At 40.0% G+C, this 15,983-nt stretch carries 17 protein-coding genes; all 17 read left to right on the top strand.

The window, feature by feature from the left end:
• Positions 1 to 224 precede the first annotated feature (224 nt).
• The 17 genes from GMD6S_RS00215 to GMD6S_RS00295 all read left to right on the top strand — a co-directional run bounded on the left by GMD6S_RS00215 (position 225) and on the right by GMD6S_RS00295 (position 15,961).
• Positions 225 to 1,025, top strand: coding sequence for a dihydroorotate dehydrogenase electron transfer subunit (locus GMD6S_RS00215; RefSeq protein ID WP_001070074.1), 801 nt, complete (start codon positions 225 to 227; stop codon positions 1,023 to 1,025).
• The gene (locus GMD6S_RS00220; RefSeq protein ID WP_161800715.1) at positions 988 to 1,974 is read left to right on the top strand and encodes a dihydroorotate dehydrogenase; all 987 of its coding nucleotides are present in this window, start codon (positions 988 to 990) and stop codon (positions 1,972 to 1,974) included. The genes GMD6S_RS00215 and GMD6S_RS00220 overlap by 38 nt, the downstream gene beginning before the upstream one ends.
• Before the next feature lie 110 nt (positions 1,975 to 2,084).
• Positions 2,085 to 4,337 carry a glucosaminidase domain-containing protein gene (locus GMD6S_RS00225; RefSeq protein WP_000832906.1) on the top strand — a complete coding sequence of 751 codons (2,253 nt, stop codon included), beginning with the start codon at positions 2,085 to 2,087 and terminating at the stop codon, positions 4,335 to 4,337.
• 148 nt (positions 4,338 to 4,485) lie between these two features.
• Positions 4,486 to 5,301 carry a hypothetical protein gene (locus tag GMD6S_RS00230; RefSeq protein ID WP_000749426.1) on the top strand — a complete coding sequence of 272 codons (816 nt, stop codon included), beginning with the start codon at positions 4,486 to 4,488 and terminating at the stop codon, positions 5,299 to 5,301.
• 113 nt (positions 5,302 to 5,414) lie between these two features.
• On the top strand, positions 5,415 to 5,651 hold the full coding sequence (locus GMD6S_RS00235) for a DUF2829 domain-containing protein (RefSeq protein ID WP_000141924.1): 237 nt from the start codon (positions 5,415 to 5,417) through the stop codon (positions 5,649 to 5,651).
• Complete coding sequence (locus GMD6S_RS00240; protein WP_000198455.1) at positions 5,644 to 6,342, top strand: 3-oxoacyl-ACP reductase; 699 nt, start codon at positions 5,644 to 5,646, stop codon at positions 6,340 to 6,342. The genes GMD6S_RS00235 and GMD6S_RS00240 overlap by 8 nt, the downstream gene beginning before the upstream one ends.
• 10 nt (positions 6,343 to 6,352) lie before the next feature.
• Positions 6,353 to 6,832 carry an NUDIX hydrolase gene (locus GMD6S_RS00245; protein WP_000403326.1) on the top strand — a complete coding sequence of 160 codons (480 nt, stop codon included), beginning with the start codon at positions 6,353 to 6,355 and terminating at the stop codon, positions 6,830 to 6,832.
• Between the two features lie 7 nt (positions 6,833 to 6,839).
• Positions 6,840 to 7,568, top strand: coding sequence for a GNAT family N-acetyltransferase (locus tag GMD6S_RS00250; RefSeq protein ID WP_000418697.1), 729 nt, complete (start codon positions 6,840 to 6,842; stop codon positions 7,566 to 7,568).
• Between the two features lie 41 nt (positions 7,569 to 7,609).
• Positions 7,610 to 8,458, top strand: a complete 849-nt coding sequence (locus GMD6S_RS00255) for a putative PEP-binding protein (RefSeq protein WP_008276044.1) — start codon at positions 7,610 to 7,612, stop codon at positions 8,456 to 8,458.
• Complete coding sequence (locus tag GMD6S_RS00260) at positions 8,455 to 8,895, top strand: ASCH domain-containing protein (RefSeq protein ID WP_000188825.1); 441 nt, start codon at positions 8,455 to 8,457, stop codon at positions 8,893 to 8,895. The genes GMD6S_RS00255 and GMD6S_RS00260 overlap by 4 nt, the downstream gene beginning before the upstream one ends.
• Before the next feature lie 120 nt (positions 8,896 to 9,015).
• Positions 9,016 to 11,556 (top strand): M1 family metallopeptidase, encoded by a 2,541-nt coding sequence (locus tag GMD6S_RS00265; RefSeq protein WP_001149142.1) that lies wholly within the window; start codon positions 9,016 to 9,018, stop codon positions 11,554 to 11,556.
• A 181-nt stretch (positions 11,557 to 11,737) separates the two neighbouring features.
• Positions 11,738 to 12,022, top strand: coding sequence for a helix-turn-helix domain-containing protein (locus tag GMD6S_RS00270; RefSeq protein ID WP_008283941.1), 285 nt, complete (start codon positions 11,738 to 11,740; stop codon positions 12,020 to 12,022).
• A 50-nt stretch (positions 12,023 to 12,072) separates the two neighbouring features.
• Positions 12,073 to 12,399 carry a DMT family transporter gene (locus GMD6S_RS00275; RefSeq protein WP_009013481.1) on the top strand — a complete coding sequence of 109 codons (327 nt, stop codon included), beginning with the start codon at positions 12,073 to 12,075 and terminating at the stop codon, positions 12,397 to 12,399.
• A 14-nt stretch (positions 12,400 to 12,413) separates the two neighbouring features.
• Positions 12,414 to 13,217, top strand: coding sequence for an SDR family NAD(P)-dependent oxidoreductase (locus tag GMD6S_RS00280; protein WP_000502735.1), 804 nt, complete (start codon positions 12,414 to 12,416; stop codon positions 13,215 to 13,217).
• A 231-nt stretch (positions 13,218 to 13,448) separates the two neighbouring features.
• Positions 13,449 to 13,829 (top strand): hypothetical protein, encoded by a 381-nt coding sequence (locus GMD6S_RS00285; RefSeq protein WP_008283944.1) that lies wholly within the window; start codon positions 13,449 to 13,451, stop codon positions 13,827 to 13,829.
• A gap of 130 nt (positions 13,830 to 13,959) precedes the next feature.
• Positions 13,960 to 14,634 carry a two-component system response regulator CiaR gene (gene ciaR / locus GMD6S_RS00290; RefSeq protein ID WP_000590635.1) on the top strand — a complete coding sequence of 225 codons (675 nt, stop codon included), beginning with the start codon at positions 13,960 to 13,962 and terminating at the stop codon, positions 14,632 to 14,634.
• Positions 14,624 to 15,961 carry a sensor histidine kinase gene (locus GMD6S_RS00295; protein ID WP_000482350.1) on the top strand — a complete coding sequence of 446 codons (1,338 nt, stop codon included), beginning with the start codon at positions 14,624 to 14,626 and terminating at the stop codon, positions 15,959 to 15,961. Before ciaR ends, GMD6S_RS00295 begins: the two co-directional genes overlap by 11 nt.
• The last annotated feature ends 22 nt before the right edge of the window (positions 15,962 to 15,983 follow it).

Raw genomic sequence — 15,983 nt, forward strand, 5'->3', positions numbered from 1 at the left:
TCGTTTTCTACTTGACTTTTTTTCTTTGAAAGAGTATACTAATACAAATTTAACCTTTAAGGGGAGTCCAGAGAGACTCACAAGGTGTCAGATAAAAGGGATAAGGGGACTCTCTGTGGAGACTTTTTAAGTGTGCGCATGAGTTCTAGCCTAACCCAACTGAGGCCTTGCATTAGCAAGGCCTTTTCTTTATCTGGTCCCCTTAAATTTAAGGAGGAAAAGTCATGAATCCCACATGTAAGAAGCGTTTGGGTGCCATTCGTTTGGAAACCATGAAGGTGGTCGCACAAGAGGAAATTGCGCCAGCAATCTTTGAATTAGTCCTAGAAGGGGAGATGGTTGAAGCCATGCGAGCCGGCCAATTTCTTCATCTGCGTGTGCCTGATGACGCCCATCTCTTGCGCCGCCCTATTTCAATTTCGTCTATTGACAAAGCAAACAAGCAGTGTCACCTTATTTATCGGATTGAGGGGGCTGGGACAGCTATTTTTTCAACCTTAAGTCAGGGAGATACTCTTGATGTGATGGGACCTCAGGGAAATGGTTTTGACTTGTCTGACCTAGACGACCAGAGTCAAGTCCTCCTCGTTGGTGGTGGGATTGGTGTTCCACCCTTGCTAGAAGTAGCCAAGGAATTGCATGCGCGTGGGGTGACAGTAGTGACAGTCCTCGGTTTTGCGACTAAGGATGCTGTTATTCTCGAAACCGAATTGGCCCGATATGGTCAGGTCTTTGTAACGACAGATGATGGTTCTTATGGCATCAAGGGAAATGTTTCTGTTGTTATCAATGATTTAGACAGTCAATTTGATGCGGTTTACTCATGTGGTGCTCCGGGAATGATGAAGTATATCAATCAAACCTTTTATGATCATCCAAGAGCCTATCTATCTCTAGAATCTCGTATGGCTTGTGGGATGGGAGCTTGCTATGCCTGCGTTCTAAAAGTGCCAGATAGTGAGACCGTCAGCCAACGCGTCTGTGAAGATGGCCCTGTTTTTCGCACAGGAACAGTTGTATTATAAGGAGAAAGTCATGACTAACAAACGTTTACAAGTTTCTCTACCGGGCTTGGATTTGAAAAATCCCATCATTCCAGCATCAGGCTGTTTTGGTTTCGGCCAAGAGTATGCCAAATACTATGATTTAGACCTTTTAGGCTCCATTATGATCAAGGCGACGACACTTGAACCCCGTTTTGGGAATCCTACTCCCAGGGTGGCAGAAACGCCTGCAGGTATGCTCAATGCAATCGGTTTACAAAATCCAGGTTTAGAAGCTGTTTTAGCTGAAAAGTTGCCTTGGCTGGAAAGAGAATATCCTTCGCTTCCCATCATCGCCAATGTAGCAGGCTTTTCAAAACAAGAGTACGCTGCCGTTTCTCAGGGGATTTCCAAGGCTACAAATGTAAAAGCTATCGAGCTCAATATCTCTTGTCCGAATGTGGATCACGGCAATCATGGACTTTTGATTGGGCAAGATCCTGACTTGGCTTATGAAGTGGTAAAGGCAGCTGTGGAAGCCTCTGATGTGCCAGTTTATGTTAAATTAACCCCTAGTGTAACGGATGTTGTCACCATCGCCAAAGCCGCAGAAGATGCAGGGGCAAGTGGCCTAACCATGATCAATACCCTTGTCGGTATGCGCTTTGACCTTAAAACCAGAAAACCAATCCTAGCCAATGGAACAGGTGGAATGTCTGGACCAGCAGTCTTTCCAGTAGCCCTCAAACTCATCCGCCAAGTCGCCCAAACAACCGACCTTCCCATCATTGGAATGGGAGGAGTGGATTCTGCTGAAGCAGCGCTAGAAATGTATCTGGCTGGTGCCTCTGCTATCGGAGTTGGAACAGCCAATTTTACCAATCCATATGCCTGTCCTGATATTATTGAAAATTTACCAAAAGTCATGGATAAATACGGCATTAGCAGTCTAGAAAATCTCCGTCAGGAAGTCAAAGCCAATCTGAGATAAGCTAGGTCTTCCTTATCGTCAACAAGAAATAGAATCTTCATCAATTTGTAATATTTCCGTCGATTAACTATGTTACAATAGGGTTTAGAAAACGTTATTGGAGCATTTAAATGAAACGATGGAAAGTGGCCCTAGTAAGTGCTGGCTTATTGGGGTGTTTTTTTACTGTAGTGGAGACAGCAAAAGCAGAAGAGGGGACTTGGCAAGGAAAGACCTACCTCAAAGCAGACGGGAAACCAGCAACCAAGCAATGGCTTTTTGACCAAACGCATCAGAACTGGTTTTATCTTAAAGATAATGGTCAACGTGCAGAAAATGGCTGGTTGACAGTTGGTGGTAAAGATTACTATTTTAACGAAGCTGGAAAATTAGCTACGAAAACGTGGGTTGGCCAGTACTATGTGACTGAAAGTGGTGCTAAAGCAAAGGAACAGTGGGTATTTAATCAGGAAAAAGAATCCTGGTATTATCTAAAGTCTGATGGTCAGAAAGCTCAAAAAGAATGGATTCAACAAGGTCAAGAAAAATATTACCTTAAAGAAGACGGGAAAATGGCCAAAGATGAGTGGATCACTCAAGGTGAGAACCAGTACTACATCAATTCACAAGGTAAAATGCTGAAAAATGCTTGGCTTGGTAAAAGCTATATATCAGAAAATGGTAATAAGGTTAAACAAGCCTGGATTTATGATGACAACTATAGCAGTTGGTTCTACCTTCAACAAGATGGTACCTATGCTGAAAATAGGTGGTTAACTATAGATGGGAAGGACTACCATTTTAAATCAGGCGGTTATCTTTCTACTGAACGTTGGATTGATCGCTTCTATGTTGCGAAGAGTGGAGCTAAATTGAAATCGGAATGGCTCTTTGATAAGAATTATGATGCTTGGTTTTACTTGAAAGCTGACGGAACCTATGCCGAAAAAGGCTGGGAAACGATTAAAGAAAAAGATTACCATTTCAAATCAGGCGGTTATCTTTCTACCGAGCGCTGGATAGATCGCTTCTATGTTGCGAAGAGTGGAGCTAAATTGAAATCGGAATGGCTCTTTGACAAGAATTATAACTCTTGGTTTTACTTGAAAGCTGACGGAACCTATGCTGAAAAAGGTTGGCAAACCATCAAAGGCAAGGATTACCATTTCAAATCAGGCGGCTACCTCTCTATGGAAACTTGGATTGACCGCAGTTATGTGACGAGCAGTGGAGCAAAAGCTGGCAAAGGGTGGCTCTTTGACAAGAATTATAACTCTTGGTTCTATATCAACTCTGATGGAAATTATGCCAATAAAGAATGGCTCTGGGATAATGGTTACTACTATCTCAAATCTGGTGGTTATATGGCTGCGAGTGAGTGGGTATGGTACAAGAACAACTGGTTCTACCTCAAGTCAAATGGAAAGATGGCTGAGAAAGAATTAATCTACGATTCATCCGACCAATCATGGTATTACCTTAAATCAGGCGGTTATATGGCAAAAAATGAAACTGTGGATGGTCATACCTTGGATGCTTCTGGTAGATGGCATGTTGCGGATAAAACCAAATATTACAAAGTTAAACCAATCACTGCCTATGTCTATAGTGCATCTGGAGAAATCTTGAGTTACATTAACCAAGGAAGCATTGTTTCACTGGATAGCTCGACGCGAAAAGGCGGCCGACTTGCAGTTTCGATTTCTGGCTTGTCTGGCTATATGAATCAAAGTGATTTGACAGCAGTAGATGAAGGTAGCGAGTTTATCCCTCATTATACTAGTGATGGGAAATTCCTCTACCATGAACTCTCTCCATATACGAGTATCAAAGTAGCTCCACACACCTCTGCTATGGTTATTGGTAAGAAGTACTACTCAACTGATGGAGAGCACTTTGATGGCTTTACCATTAAAAATCCTTTCCTCTATAAAAACTTAAGAGAACCAAGTAATTATAGTGCAGCTGAATTGGATAAACTGTATTCGATGATGAACTTGCAGGATAGTCCTCTAGCAGGTAAAGGAGCGACTTTCAAAGAAGCTGAGGAACGCTACGGTGTCAATGCCCTTTACTTGATGGCACATAGCGCTCTTGAAAGTGCGTGGGGACGTAGTCAAATTGCCAGAGATAAGAACAACTTCTTTGGTATTGCTGCTTATGATACTAGCCCATATCTCTCAGCCAAGAGCTTTGATAATGTGGACAAAGGAATTCTTGGAGCGGCCAAGTGGATTCGTGAAAATTACATTGACTATGGTAGAGACCACCTTGGAAACAAGGCAACTGGAATGAATGTTCGCTATGCTTCCGATCCGTACTGGGGTGAGAAGATAGCCAGCATCATGATGACCATCAACAGCAAACTTGGTGGGAAAGACTAATCAAAAGAAATCAACGGTAACTACTGAGAAGTGGTTATCGTTTTTGTATATCTGGCAATAAGTTGATTCTATAGCTTTTTAAACTTGAAATTTTTAAAACAATATATTAAAATATAGAAGAGATTGCTTATAAATTAAGGAGTTTAAAATGAAGAAATCAATGATTGTTGGGCTTATTACTTTTATTGCTTTAGGTTTGGCAACAGGATACTATTTCTTATCCTATGTGCCTCATCAAGCTGTTGTAACTAAGTTTGAAGATGTAGTAAAGGATTTAAATGAAAAGAATAAAGAAGTTGAAGATCAAATAGCTGAGGCTGAAAAGGTTATTGAGAATAATGAAGAACCTCTTGATTCTAAGACATTGGAAGAATTGAAATCAACTATAAAGGATAGCAAAGATTCACTTCGTAAAGAACCAGAAATGGAGAAAGCGACTGCTAAGATTGAGAAGCAAATTGAAGAATTAAGTCAACCATTAGATTATAGTGAAACAAAAAAGAATTTGTCTGAAAAATTGACTCACTATCAAAATAGCATTCTTCAATTAAAACAAATTACAAATCCTTCTAGTTCTTTTATTGAAGAAAGACTCAAAGAAATTGAATCAATTACTGGAGTACAATCTGTTACGGAGGATAATGACCCTAATAAAAAATTAAATAAACAAGGAGGATATACAGCGTCTGTATATTTCGTTGACAAGCAAGTGAATGAATCTGTAGAAGGCTCAGATATTGTTCAAAAAGGTAATGATGCTGGTGGAAATATAGAAGTTTATAAGACAAAAGAAGATGCAGAAAAGCGCAATACTTATATTAGTGCTTTTGATGGAACTGCTTTAAATCCGGGATCCCACTATGTTTATGGAACCATATTAATTCGCACTTCGCACCATTTAACAGGAGCGCAACAGAAAGAACTGACTGAGAAAATCTACAATAAATTAATTGAACTGAAATAATTAAAAAATTGGATAGCTATTTGTTTTATTGAACTAAGATACAGTCAAAAAGCCGTTGGAAAACGGTTTTTTGTTATAATTAAATGAAGAATGTAGCATTAAAGGAGAACAACATGACTTTTGAAGAAATCCTGCCTGGGTTAAAGGACAAGAAAAAATATGTACGAACTGGTTGGGGAGGGGCTGAAAACTATGTCCAACTCTTTGACACTATCGAGCAAAACGGGGTTGCACTTGAAGTGACGCCTTATTTCCTCATCAACGTGTCTGGAGAAGGGGAAGGTTTTTCCATGTGGAGCCCGACACCTTGTGATGTTTTGGCGACGGATTGGGTAGAAGTGCATGACTAGACGTGTATTGATTACGGGAGTGAGTTCAGGGATTGGTCTGGCTCAAGCCCGACTCTTTTTAGAGAAGGGGTATCAAGTATATGGAGTGGACCAAGGTGAAAATCCACTCTTAGAGGGTGATTTCTACTTTTTACAGAGAGATTTGACCTTGGACTTGAAACCTGTTTTTGACTGGTGCCCTCGGGTGGATGTTTTGTGCAATACTGCAGGAGTTTTGGATGCTTACAAACCCTTATTGGAACAATCAGCGCAGGAAATTCAAGAGATTTTTGAAATCAACTACGTGACTCCTGTTGAGTTGACTCGGCATTATTTTACACAAATGTTGGAAAATAAAAAAGGAATCATCATCAATATGTGTTCGATTGCTTCAAGTCTAGCTGGCGGAGGTGGTCACGCCTATACCTCGTCTAAGCACGCCTTAGCTGGCTTTACCAAGCAGTTGGCTCTAGACTATGCTGAGACTGGTATTCAGGTCTTTGGGATTGCTCCAGGGGCAGTCAAGACAGCTATGACCGCTGCGGACTTTGAACCCGGTGGATTAGCAGACTGGGTAGCTAGTGAAACGCCAATCAAGCGCTGGATTGAGCCAGAGGAAGTAGCAGAGATTAGCCTTTTCTTAGCAAGTGGAAAAGCGAGCGCCATGCAAGGACAAATCCTGACCATTGATGGTGGTTGGAGTTTGAAGTAGGAGGAGTTGAATGGAAATCAAAAAACACTTTGGAGTCTATGCTGTTTGCTTTGAAAATGGGAAGTTACTCTGCATTGAAAAAACGAGAGGCCCTTATCAACATCGTTATGATCTACCTGGTGGTAGTCAGCAACTTGATGAAGGATTGACGGAAACGCTGATTAGAGAAGTTATGGAAGAGACGGGCTTTACTGTTAGAAACTACTCCAATCCTCGAATCTACGATGTTTTCGTCAGGGAAGAGTTAAAAAATTTTATGGTTCACCATATCATGGCATTTTATGATATTGAGGTCAACGAGAAGGAAGCTCAAGTTACGATTTCGGAAGTTGTCTCTGATGGTGCGAATGATTCGCTCGGATATGTTTGGATGGATATTCAAGAGATCACAGAAAAAAATGCTTCGCCCTTAGTCTTGAAGGTTAAGTCTGAATTATTAGGATTTCCAGAGCTGGACAAGACCTTGTATATGAATTGGAAGGTGAAGTAGGGGGATAATGGAACTATTTAAAACATGGAAGAAAAATATGGTTCTTTATGGTCTTAAATCTCAAATCGGAACTGTCTACCGAAACAGTGATAGGACAACAAGCTTTTATGATGTTGGAAATTTTCTATACCTAGCAGGGGAGTTGGATTCCAGATTTTGGGAAGATTTTGTTAGGAAATACGGTTTAGATTATAAGATTATTATTTCAGAAGATACTAATTGGCAAGATTTTCTACATCGGAAAGTGGAGCTAAATTCTTTTACTCGCTATTCTTTTAAAGATAAGGCAAATTTTCAAGTTGAATTTCTAAATGGTCTAGTTACTCACTTAGAGGAAGATTACAATATTGTGCCTATTGATAATCATATTTATAACTGCTTTTCTGAGGAAGAATGGTCACAAGATTTACAGGGGGATTTTGAGTCCTATCAGGATTTTGTTTTAAAGGGTGGATTTGGCTTTGTGATTCTTAAAAATAATGAACTGATTGCTGGGATTTCCTCAGGGTTAGTTTACCGTGGAGCAGTTGAAGTGGAAGTTGCAACTAGACCAAACGAACAAGGAAATGGATTTGCTAAAAAGCTTGGTGCTACAATGATTCTGGAGAGTTTAAATAGAGATATGTTTCCACTTTGGGATGCTCATAACGAGGCTTCCAAAAAAGTAGCAGAATTTTTAGGATATGAGTTATTTGAACCTTATGAAGCTTTTGAACTAGAGGAAGGTATCATATAATGATATCTGATATTGTATGTTTTAAGACGAGGTGAATGGCTATGCAAAACCAACTTGCTCTTAGTGGCGAACAAATTGTTGAAAAAGTTTACCCTCAATTATTGCATCATGTTGGTATGATTCGTGGGGAATATTTGTTGAGAGAGCTTAATCAAAACATCCTATTAGCAAGTTGTCAGCAATTTGTAAAAGATTATCTAGATACCATTTGCTCCTTGTACTCAGATGAAGAGGTTTGGTATCGTTTTTCAGAGTTAACAAATACAGAAGCTAATTGTTTAGAGGGGACTAAAGAGCATTTTGATGAAAATCATCCCTTGTTTGGTTATAGAGGAACTAGGCGCTTGCTGGCGTGTCCTGAAGAATTTCAGGCTGAAGCACATGTCGTTACAGAAGTTTATCAAACAAATCCCAATCTGTCTGTTATTTTTCCTTTTATCAATGATGCTGAGCAGTTAAAACAAGCTATTAGAGTATTGCGTGAGCATGGTTTTACTGGAAAAGTCGGCACAATGATTGAGTTACCGTCAGCTTATTTTGACTTGGACAGGATACTGGAAACTGGTATTTCAAAGATTGTAGTTGGAATGAATGATTTGACTTCTTTTGTTTTTGCGACTGTGAGAAATAGTCAATGGCATGATATGGAAAGTCCAATAATGTTAGATATGCTGAGAGATATGCAGGATAAAGCAAGGATGAAAAAGATTGACTTTGCTGTAGCAGGCTATCTGAATGCTTCTTTCATACAAAAAATGAATCAGACGGGTATCAAGTGTATTATCCACTACAGTTCTATTCCAGAGATTTTTAATTTAGAGATTGATCATCCAGACCATCTCAAACGTATAAAAGAAGTAAGTAAAAAATTACAAAGGAGCAAACTATGACACCGCAAGAAATGTGGAATATTTACAAGCAAATTAACCCCACGATTGGAGATGAGATAGATGCCTGGGCTTTTGGAGTGGAAGCAGATCTCTTGGCCGACTTGGTTCTAAGAGGCGAAAAGACTGCAACCGCCTCAGCTTACGACCTCTACGCACTAGAAGACGAACCTCTTCCACAAGAAGGGACCTTCGATGTCATTTTAGACAGTCAAGATCAGGCTGTCTGCATTGTCGAAATTACCAAGGTCTCCGTTCAGCCTTTTCATCAAGTTTCTGCCGACCATGCCTATAAGGAAGGGGAAGGTGACAAATCCCTAGCCTATTGGCGTCAGGTTCATGAGGATTTTTTCACCGAGTGGATGAGGGAAACCGGACTGACTTTTACTCCTGACAGCAAGGTTGTTTTAGAAGAATTTCGCAAAGTCTACCCACTCTAGACTGCAGAAGGAAGAAAGTTTTGGAAATCACCGTCCAATCCTTTTTTCTTAAGCAAAACATGATATAATAAGTTTGTTTGAAGAAGAGTAAAACTCTTAAACTTAGAATAGGAGAAAACTATGCAAGCAGTAGAACATTTTATTACGCAATTTGTTCCTGAACACTATGATTTATTTTTAGACTTGAGTCGTGAGACCAAGACCTTTTCTGGGAAGGTGACCATCACTGGTCAAGCACAGAGTGACCGTATTTCCCTTCACCAAAAAGACTTGGAAATCGCTTCTGTAGAAGTTGCGGGTCAAGCTCGTCCATTTACAGTTGACCATGACAATGAAGCCCTTCATATCGAATTGGCTGAGGCTGGTCAAGTTGAATTGGTCATTGCTTTTTCAGGAAAAATTACAGACAACATGACAGGGATTTACCCTTCTTACTACACAGTTGATGGTATCAAGAAGGAAGTCTTGTCTACTCAGTTTGAAAGCCATTTTGCGCGTGAAGCCTTCCCATGTGTGGATGAGCCTGAAGCCAAAGCAACTTTTGACCTCGCTCTACGTTTTGACCAAGCAGAAGGTGAAGTGGCCTTGTCAAATATGCCTGAAATCGATGTGGAAAACCGCAAGGAAACAGGCATCTGGAAGTTTGAAACGACACCTCGCATGTCTTCTTACTTGTTGGCTTTTGTCGCTGGTGATTTGCAAGGGGTGACCGCTAAAACTAAAAACGGTACCCTCGTAGGTGTTTACTCAACCAAAGCCCATCCACTATCTAACCTTGATTTCTCATTAGACATCGCCGTTCGCTCAATCGAGTTTTACGAAGATTACTACGGAGTTAAGTATCCAATTCCTCAATCGCTCCACATCGCCCTTCCTGACTTCTCAGCAGGTGCCATGGAAAACTGGGGTCTTGTGACTTACCGTGAAGTTTACTTGGTTGTGGATGAGAACTCAACCTTTGCTAGCCGTCAACAAGTTGCCCTAGTTGTAGCACATGAGTTGGCTCACCAATGGTTTGGAAACCTCGTGACTATGAAATGGTGGGATGACCTTTGGCTTAATGAAAGCTTCGCTAACATGATGGAATACGTCTGTGTGGATGCCATCGAGCCAAGTTGGAATATCTTTGAAGACTTCCAAACAGGTGGTGTTCCAGCTGCGCTTAAACGCGATGCGACGGATGGCGTTCAGTCTGTTCACGTTGAAGTTAAACACCCAGATGAAATCAATACCCTCTTTGATGGCGCTATCGTCTATGCCAAAGGAAGCCGTCTCATGCACATGCTTCGCCGTTGGCTCGGTGATGCGGATTTCGCTAAAGGCTTGCATGCTTACTTTGAAAAACACCAATACAGCAATACCATTGGTCGAGACCTTTGGAATGCTCTCGGACAAGCATCAGGACGTGATGTTGCAGCCTTCATGGATTCTTGGTTGGAACAACCTGGATACCCAGTTCTCACTGTCAAAGTTGAAAATGACGTCTTGAAGATTTCGCAAAAACAATTCTTCATCGGTGAGCATGAAGACAAGAACCGTCTCTGGGTGGTGCCACTCAACAGCAACTGGAAAGGCCTACCAGATACACTTGAAACTGAAAGCATCGAAATCCCTGGCTATGCCGCTCTTCTTGCTGAAAATAAAACAGCTCTTCGTCTTAACACTGAAAATACTGCCCACTACATTACAGACTATCAAGGAGACTTGTTAGATGCCGTTCTTGCTGAGCTAGAGACACTTGATAACACAAGCAAATTACAAATCGTTCAAGAACGCCGTTTGCTTGCTGAAGCGGGTCACATTTCTTATGCTGACTTGCTCCCAGTCCTTGATAAACTTTCTAAGGAAGAGTCTTACCTTGTTGTTTCAGCTGTTTCTCAAGTAATTTCTGCCCTTGAACGCTTTATCGATGAAGGTACAGAAGCTGAGAAAGCCTTTAACAGTCTGGTTGCTAAATTGGCTCGTCATAACTATGACCGTCTTGGCTTTGAAGCCAAAGATGGTGAATCAGATGAAGACGAATTGGTTCGTCAGTTGACCATTTCCATGATGATTCGTTCCAATGATGTAGAAGCTAGTCAAGTCGCTAGTCAAATCTTTGCAGCTCACAAGGAAAATCTTGCAGGACTTCCAGCAGCAATCCGTGCTCAAGTTCTCATCAATGAAATGAAAGACCATGAGACCAAGGACTTGGTCGCAACTTATCTGGACCTATATACTCATGCGACGGATGCGGTCTTTAAACGCCAGTTGGCAGGAGCTCTTGCATATAGTATAGATGCTGACAATATCCAAACCCTGATTGGCTCATGGAAAGATAAATTTGTAGTGAAACCACAAGACCTTTCTTCATGGTACCTCCAATTCCTCGGACACCAAGCTACCCAAGAAACTGTTTGGGTTTGGGCGCGTGAAAACTGGGATTGGATTAAGGCAGCCCTTGGTGGAGATATGAGCTTTGATAGCTTTGTCATCTTCCCATCGCATATCTTTAAAACAGAGCAACGCTTGGCAGAGTACAAGGATTTCTTTGAACCTCAACTCTCTGACCTTGCGCTTAGCCGTAACATTCGTATGGGTATCAAGGATATCGCAGCGCGTGTTGACTTGATTAAGCGTGAAAAAGCAGCAGTAGAAAAGGCTTTGAAAGCAAGTAAGTAATAGAGAAAAAACAGCGGATCTTGCAATCTGCTGTTTTTTGGAAGTCAGTATAAAGTGTCCATCCTGAAAATCGTGTTATAATAGCAATGTCAAAGAAATTTTACCTAGAATTGTATAGGATGTTAAAGAATTTCGTCTAGACAATTCGTGAAGAAAAGAATAATATAAATAGGAAATGCAGATGTTAGGAAAACAATTAAAATTATTTAGAGAACAAAATGGCTACAGTCAGAATCAAATAGCAGAATATCTGGGGACGACTCGTCAAACTATCTCAAATTGGGAAAATGATAAAACAATTATAGATAGTCATAGTTTGATTCGCTTAGCTGATTTTTATCAGATCTCTTTAGATGAGTTATGTGGACGAAAAAAGATTCCTGTTTACAAGAATTCAAAGATCAAGTCTATGATTTTAGCTAATGCTTGTACACTTTGGACCTGCTTCGCTTCCACTCATCGCTAAATCAATTGTTTTCCGACTAGCTTTTCAATTCTATTGATTCTAGGAGGACAATGATGTCTTACGTTTATTTAACTCTAGCTATTGTATCTGAAATAGCTGCTACAAGTCTGTTAAAACTGTCGCAAGGTTTTTCGAAAATGCTTTTTGGGATTCTTGCTTTAGTTTTGTATGGCTTGTGTTTTTTCTTTCTATCTTTGTCTTTGAAAGGCATACAACTAAATCTAGTCTATGCTATTTGGTCTGGTGTTGGTTTGGTTGGAACAACTGTGCTATCTATTTTGCTTTTTCATGAAAAAGTAACGTTCGCAAGTCTCTTGGGAATTGCTTTAGTTATTGTGGGGCTTGTTATATTAAACCTATCACAAAAGGTTCACTAATGAGGTAGTATGTTATGGGTGACAATTATTTTAAAAATAAAAGAGTCGTTATTATTGGTGCCAGTGGAAATTTGGGACAAGCCTATACACAAGCTTTTTTTCAAGCAGGTGCTCATTTATTTCTTTTAGGTCGCAATATGAATAAATTAGCCAGTTTTTCTGAGAATATTGCTTCCAAGATTCCGATTTGCTCAGTAGATATAACGAATGAAACTTCTATTAAAGTTGCAGTGTCTGAAGTTCAAAAGTGGTCGGATAATATAGATATTGTTATTAATGCAACGGGATTTGATGTACGAAAATCTTTATTATCTCACTCTGAGGAGGAGATCAATCAAACTATGACGATTAACCTAATAGGGGCTATCCTTGTCAGCAAACATTTTTTACCTTTGTTAAAAAATCAAAAAGGAGCAACCATTGTGCATTCAGGAGGTTTTGCAGATGGTAGGCTGGCCTTCCCCTATTATAGTGTAGATGTGGCGAGCCGCGCCGGACTTTTTTCTTTTATCGAATCAATGAACCGAGAATTAATACAGGAGCAGAAAAAGATGCATATAACTTATTTTTGCCCCAATGCAGCAGACACACCATCAGAAAAGCCTTATCATCCAGTTTGGAGAGAAATGGGGATCTCTATATCAAGTACAAATCAAGTAACCCAAGTTTTACTTAAAGGTATAAAATCTCGTAAAAGAGTGATTTTGATGGGACAAGGTACAAAGATTTTTACAACATTAAACCTTCTATCCCCAGCAATAGCGGATTATCTTTTACTGAGACGATACGGTCGTATTTTAAAAAAATATTTTGGATAAATTTTCTATTATTTTTCTAAGAATTTTCTCATATTTTAGTATTCTTTAAGAAAAAATAATTAAGATGTATGTAGCCTAAAGAAAGGATGTGGTGAATTCATGAAGTAGAACTTCTTCATTTTTTCACAGAAACTTAAAGCAGAAACAAAAATACAGAATGAATAAAGAGAAAATGATTGTTGTAGAAAAAGCACCAAGTGGAGGCTATCAGTAGTAGCAAGTGGTTCTTTAGTGGTCGGCTTGCTTGGTGGTTATATATTCGGTTCTTTGACTCAAAAATCAACAAATCAGCAGTCGACCGTTCAAACATCGAAAACCCAGCAAGATAATCAAGATGGCAATAATATGCAAAGTCACGGTGGACAACCGCCTCAAGGACAGGGTCAAAATAATGGCAATGGTATGCCACCTCAAATGAATGGTCAAGATGGACAAGGTGCTCCTGGCGGTAACGGTGGTCCTGGAGGGCCAGGAGGACAGCCGCCGCAAGGAAATAATAATCAAGAAAGCGGTAGCAATTCTATGAAGAAACCAGCCAATGCAGATGGAAGTACGAAGGACAAGGATAGCAATTCTAACCAAAATAATGAAGAAAACACTACAAAATCTTAATCCATTTGTTAAAGCCATGATATAATAATTAAAGAATTATACTAAGATCCAAAAAATGATACAAAAATTCTTTATTTTATAATAACCTTAGATGAAGCTGATTAGTATCTTATAGCAGGAGGAGAACAAGATGATTAAGATTTTACTAGTAGAAGACGACTTAGGGTTGTCAAACTCAGTATTTGACTTTTTAGATGATTTTGCAGATGTTATGCAGGTTTTTGATGGAGAAGAAGGTCTCTATGAAGCTGAGAGTGGCGTCTATGATTTGATCTTGCTTGACCTTATGTTGCCTGAAAAAAATGGCTTCCAAGTCTTGAAAGAATTGCGTGAAAAAGGAATCACGACACCAGTCCTTATCATGACCGCTAAGGAAAGTTTGGATGACAAGGGACATGGTTTTGAGTTGGGAGCGGATGACTACCTCACCAAACCTTTCTACCTAGAAGAACTCAAAATGCGGATTCAAGCCCTTCTCAAACGTTCAGGCAAGTTTAATGAAAACACCTTGACCTATGGGGATGTTGTCGTCAATCTTTCAACGAATGAAGTGAAGGTGGAAGACACGCCTGTGGAACTACTCGGAAAAGAGTTTGAATTGTTGGTTTACTTCCTTCAAAATCAAAATGTCATTCTTCCCAAGACACAAATTTTTGACCGTCTATGGGGATTTGATAGCGATACGACGATTTCCGTTGTAGAAGTCTATGTTTCAAAAGTTCGTAAGAAACTGAAGGGTACAGCCTTTGCTGAAAATCTTCAAACCTTGCGTAGTGTCGGGTATATTTTAAAAGATGTTCAATAAACTAAAAAAAACATGGTATGCGGATGATTTCAGTTATTTTATTCGAAACTTTGGAGTGTTCACCCTGATCTTCTCAGCGATGACCTTGATTATCCTCCAGGTCATGCACTCGAGTCTCTACACTTCTGTAGATGAAAAACTCCAAGCTCTTAGTAGTAGTCCCCAAGCGGTTATCCAGTTAGCCCTGAATCGGGCAACTGAGGAAGTCAAGGATATTCAACCAGCAACTGCGGATGCCAGCAAGGCTGAAATCAAACCCAATGTCAGCTCCAATACGGAAGTCTTGCTCTTTGACAAGGATTTTAACCAACTCTTACTGGGCAATCGCTTTTTAGGATTGGATAAGATCAAGCTGGACAAGAAAGAGTTGAATCATATTCGCCAAATCCAAGTTGTCAATAGCTACGGTCAGGAAGAAACCTATCGGATGATCTTGATGGAAACTAACTCTTTCTCCGCATCAAGCAATGTCAAATATGCGGCGGTTTTAATCAATACCAGCCAGCTTGAACAAATCAGCCAAAACCACGAGCATTTAATTGTTGTAGTAATGGCTAGTTTCTGGCTCCTGTCTTTAATCGCCAGTGTTTACCTAGCACGTGTCAGTGTCAAACCCTTGCTGGAAAGTATGCAAAAGCAGAAGTCTTTTGTTGAAAATGCCAGTCACGAACTGAGAACACCTTTGGCCGTTTTACAAAATCGTTTAGAGAATCTCTTTCGAAAACCAGAGGCAACAATCATGGAATCCAGCGAAAGTATCGCTTCCAGTCTTGAAGAGGTTCGCAACATGCGTTTCCTCACGACCAATCTTCTCAACCTTGCACGTCGAGATGATGGAATCAAACCAGATATAGCAGAAGTTTCTCCACAATTCTTTAAAACAACCTTTGCCAACTATGAGTTAATTGCTTCTGAAAATGATCGTGTTTTCAACTATGAAAATCGGATTTATCGTCCCTTTATGACCGATCAGTTGCTCTTAAAACAACTCATGACCATCTTATTTGACAATGCCATCAAGTATACCGAAGAAGATGGGAAAATTGAGTTTGTAGTCCATGCTACAGATCGTCACCTTTATCTAACAGTAACGGATAACGGAATTGGAATCTCAGCTGTTGACAAGAAGAAAATCTTTGACCGATTTTACCGTGTAGACAAGGCGAGAACCCGTCAGAAAGGTGGCTTTGGTCTTGGACTATCTTTAGCCAAGCAGATTGTTGATGCTTTGCGAGGAACGATTAGCGTGAAAGATAACAAACCTAGAGGAACAATTTTTGAAGTTAAAATCGCTATTCAATCTCCTTCAAAACGTAAGAATAAATAAAAAAGACAGTTATATAACTGTC

Source organism: Streptococcus sp. GMD6S, assembly GCF_000297015.1.

Excerpts from the sequence above, each read along its gene's own strand:
- GMD6S_RS00295 (WP_000482350.1), top strand. The coding sequence starts at position 14,624 with ATGTTCAATAAACTAAAAAAAACATGGTATGCGGATGATTTCAGTTAT.
- GMD6S_RS00270 (WP_008283941.1), top strand. The coding sequence starts at position 11,738 with ATGTTAGGAAAACAATTAAAATTATTTAGAGAACAAAATGGCTACAGT.
- GMD6S_RS00215 (WP_001070074.1), top strand. The coding sequence starts at position 225 with ATGAATCCCACATGTAAGAAGCGTTTGGGTGCCATTCGTTTGGAAACC.
- GMD6S_RS00230 (WP_000749426.1), top strand. The coding sequence starts at position 4,486 with ATGAAGAAATCAATGATTGTTGGGCTTATTACTTTTATTGCTTTAGGT.
- GMD6S_RS00280 (WP_000502735.1), top strand. The coding sequence starts at position 12,414 with ATGGGTGACAATTATTTTAAAAATAAAAGAGTCGTTATTATTGGTGCC.
- GMD6S_RS00225 (WP_000832906.1), top strand. The coding sequence starts at position 2,085 with ATGAAACGATGGAAAGTGGCCCTAGTAAGTGCTGGCTTATTGGGGTGT.
- GMD6S_RS00255 (WP_008276044.1), top strand. The coding sequence starts at position 7,610 with ATGCAAAACCAACTTGCTCTTAGTGGCGAACAAATTGTTGAAAAAGTT.
- ciaR (WP_000590635.1), top strand. The coding sequence starts at position 13,960 with ATGATTAAGATTTTACTAGTAGAAGACGACTTAGGGTTGTCAAACTCA.
- GMD6S_RS00250 (WP_000418697.1), top strand. The coding sequence starts at position 6,840 with ATGGAACTATTTAAAACATGGAAGAAAAATATGGTTCTTTATGGTCTT.
- GMD6S_RS00245 (WP_000403326.1), top strand. The coding sequence starts at position 6,353 with ATGGAAATCAAAAAACACTTTGGAGTCTATGCTGTTTGCTTTGAAAAT.
- GMD6S_RS00240 (WP_000198455.1), top strand. The coding sequence starts at position 5,644 with ATGACTAGACGTGTATTGATTACGGGAGTGAGTTCAGGGATTGGTCTG.
- GMD6S_RS00220 (WP_161800715.1), top strand. The coding sequence starts at position 988 with ATGGCCCTGTTTTTCGCACAGGAACAGTTGTATTATAAGGAGAAAGTC.
- GMD6S_RS00260 (WP_000188825.1), top strand. The coding sequence starts at position 8,455 with ATGACACCGCAAGAAATGTGGAATATTTACAAGCAAATTAACCCCACG.
- GMD6S_RS00235 (WP_000141924.1), top strand. The coding sequence starts at position 5,415 with ATGACTTTTGAAGAAATCCTGCCTGGGTTAAAGGACAAGAAAAAATAT.
- GMD6S_RS00265 (WP_001149142.1), top strand. The coding sequence starts at position 9,016 with ATGCAAGCAGTAGAACATTTTATTACGCAATTTGTTCCTGAACACTAT.
- GMD6S_RS00275 (WP_009013481.1), top strand. The coding sequence starts at position 12,073 with ATGATGTCTTACGTTTATTTAACTCTAGCTATTGTATCTGAAATAGCT.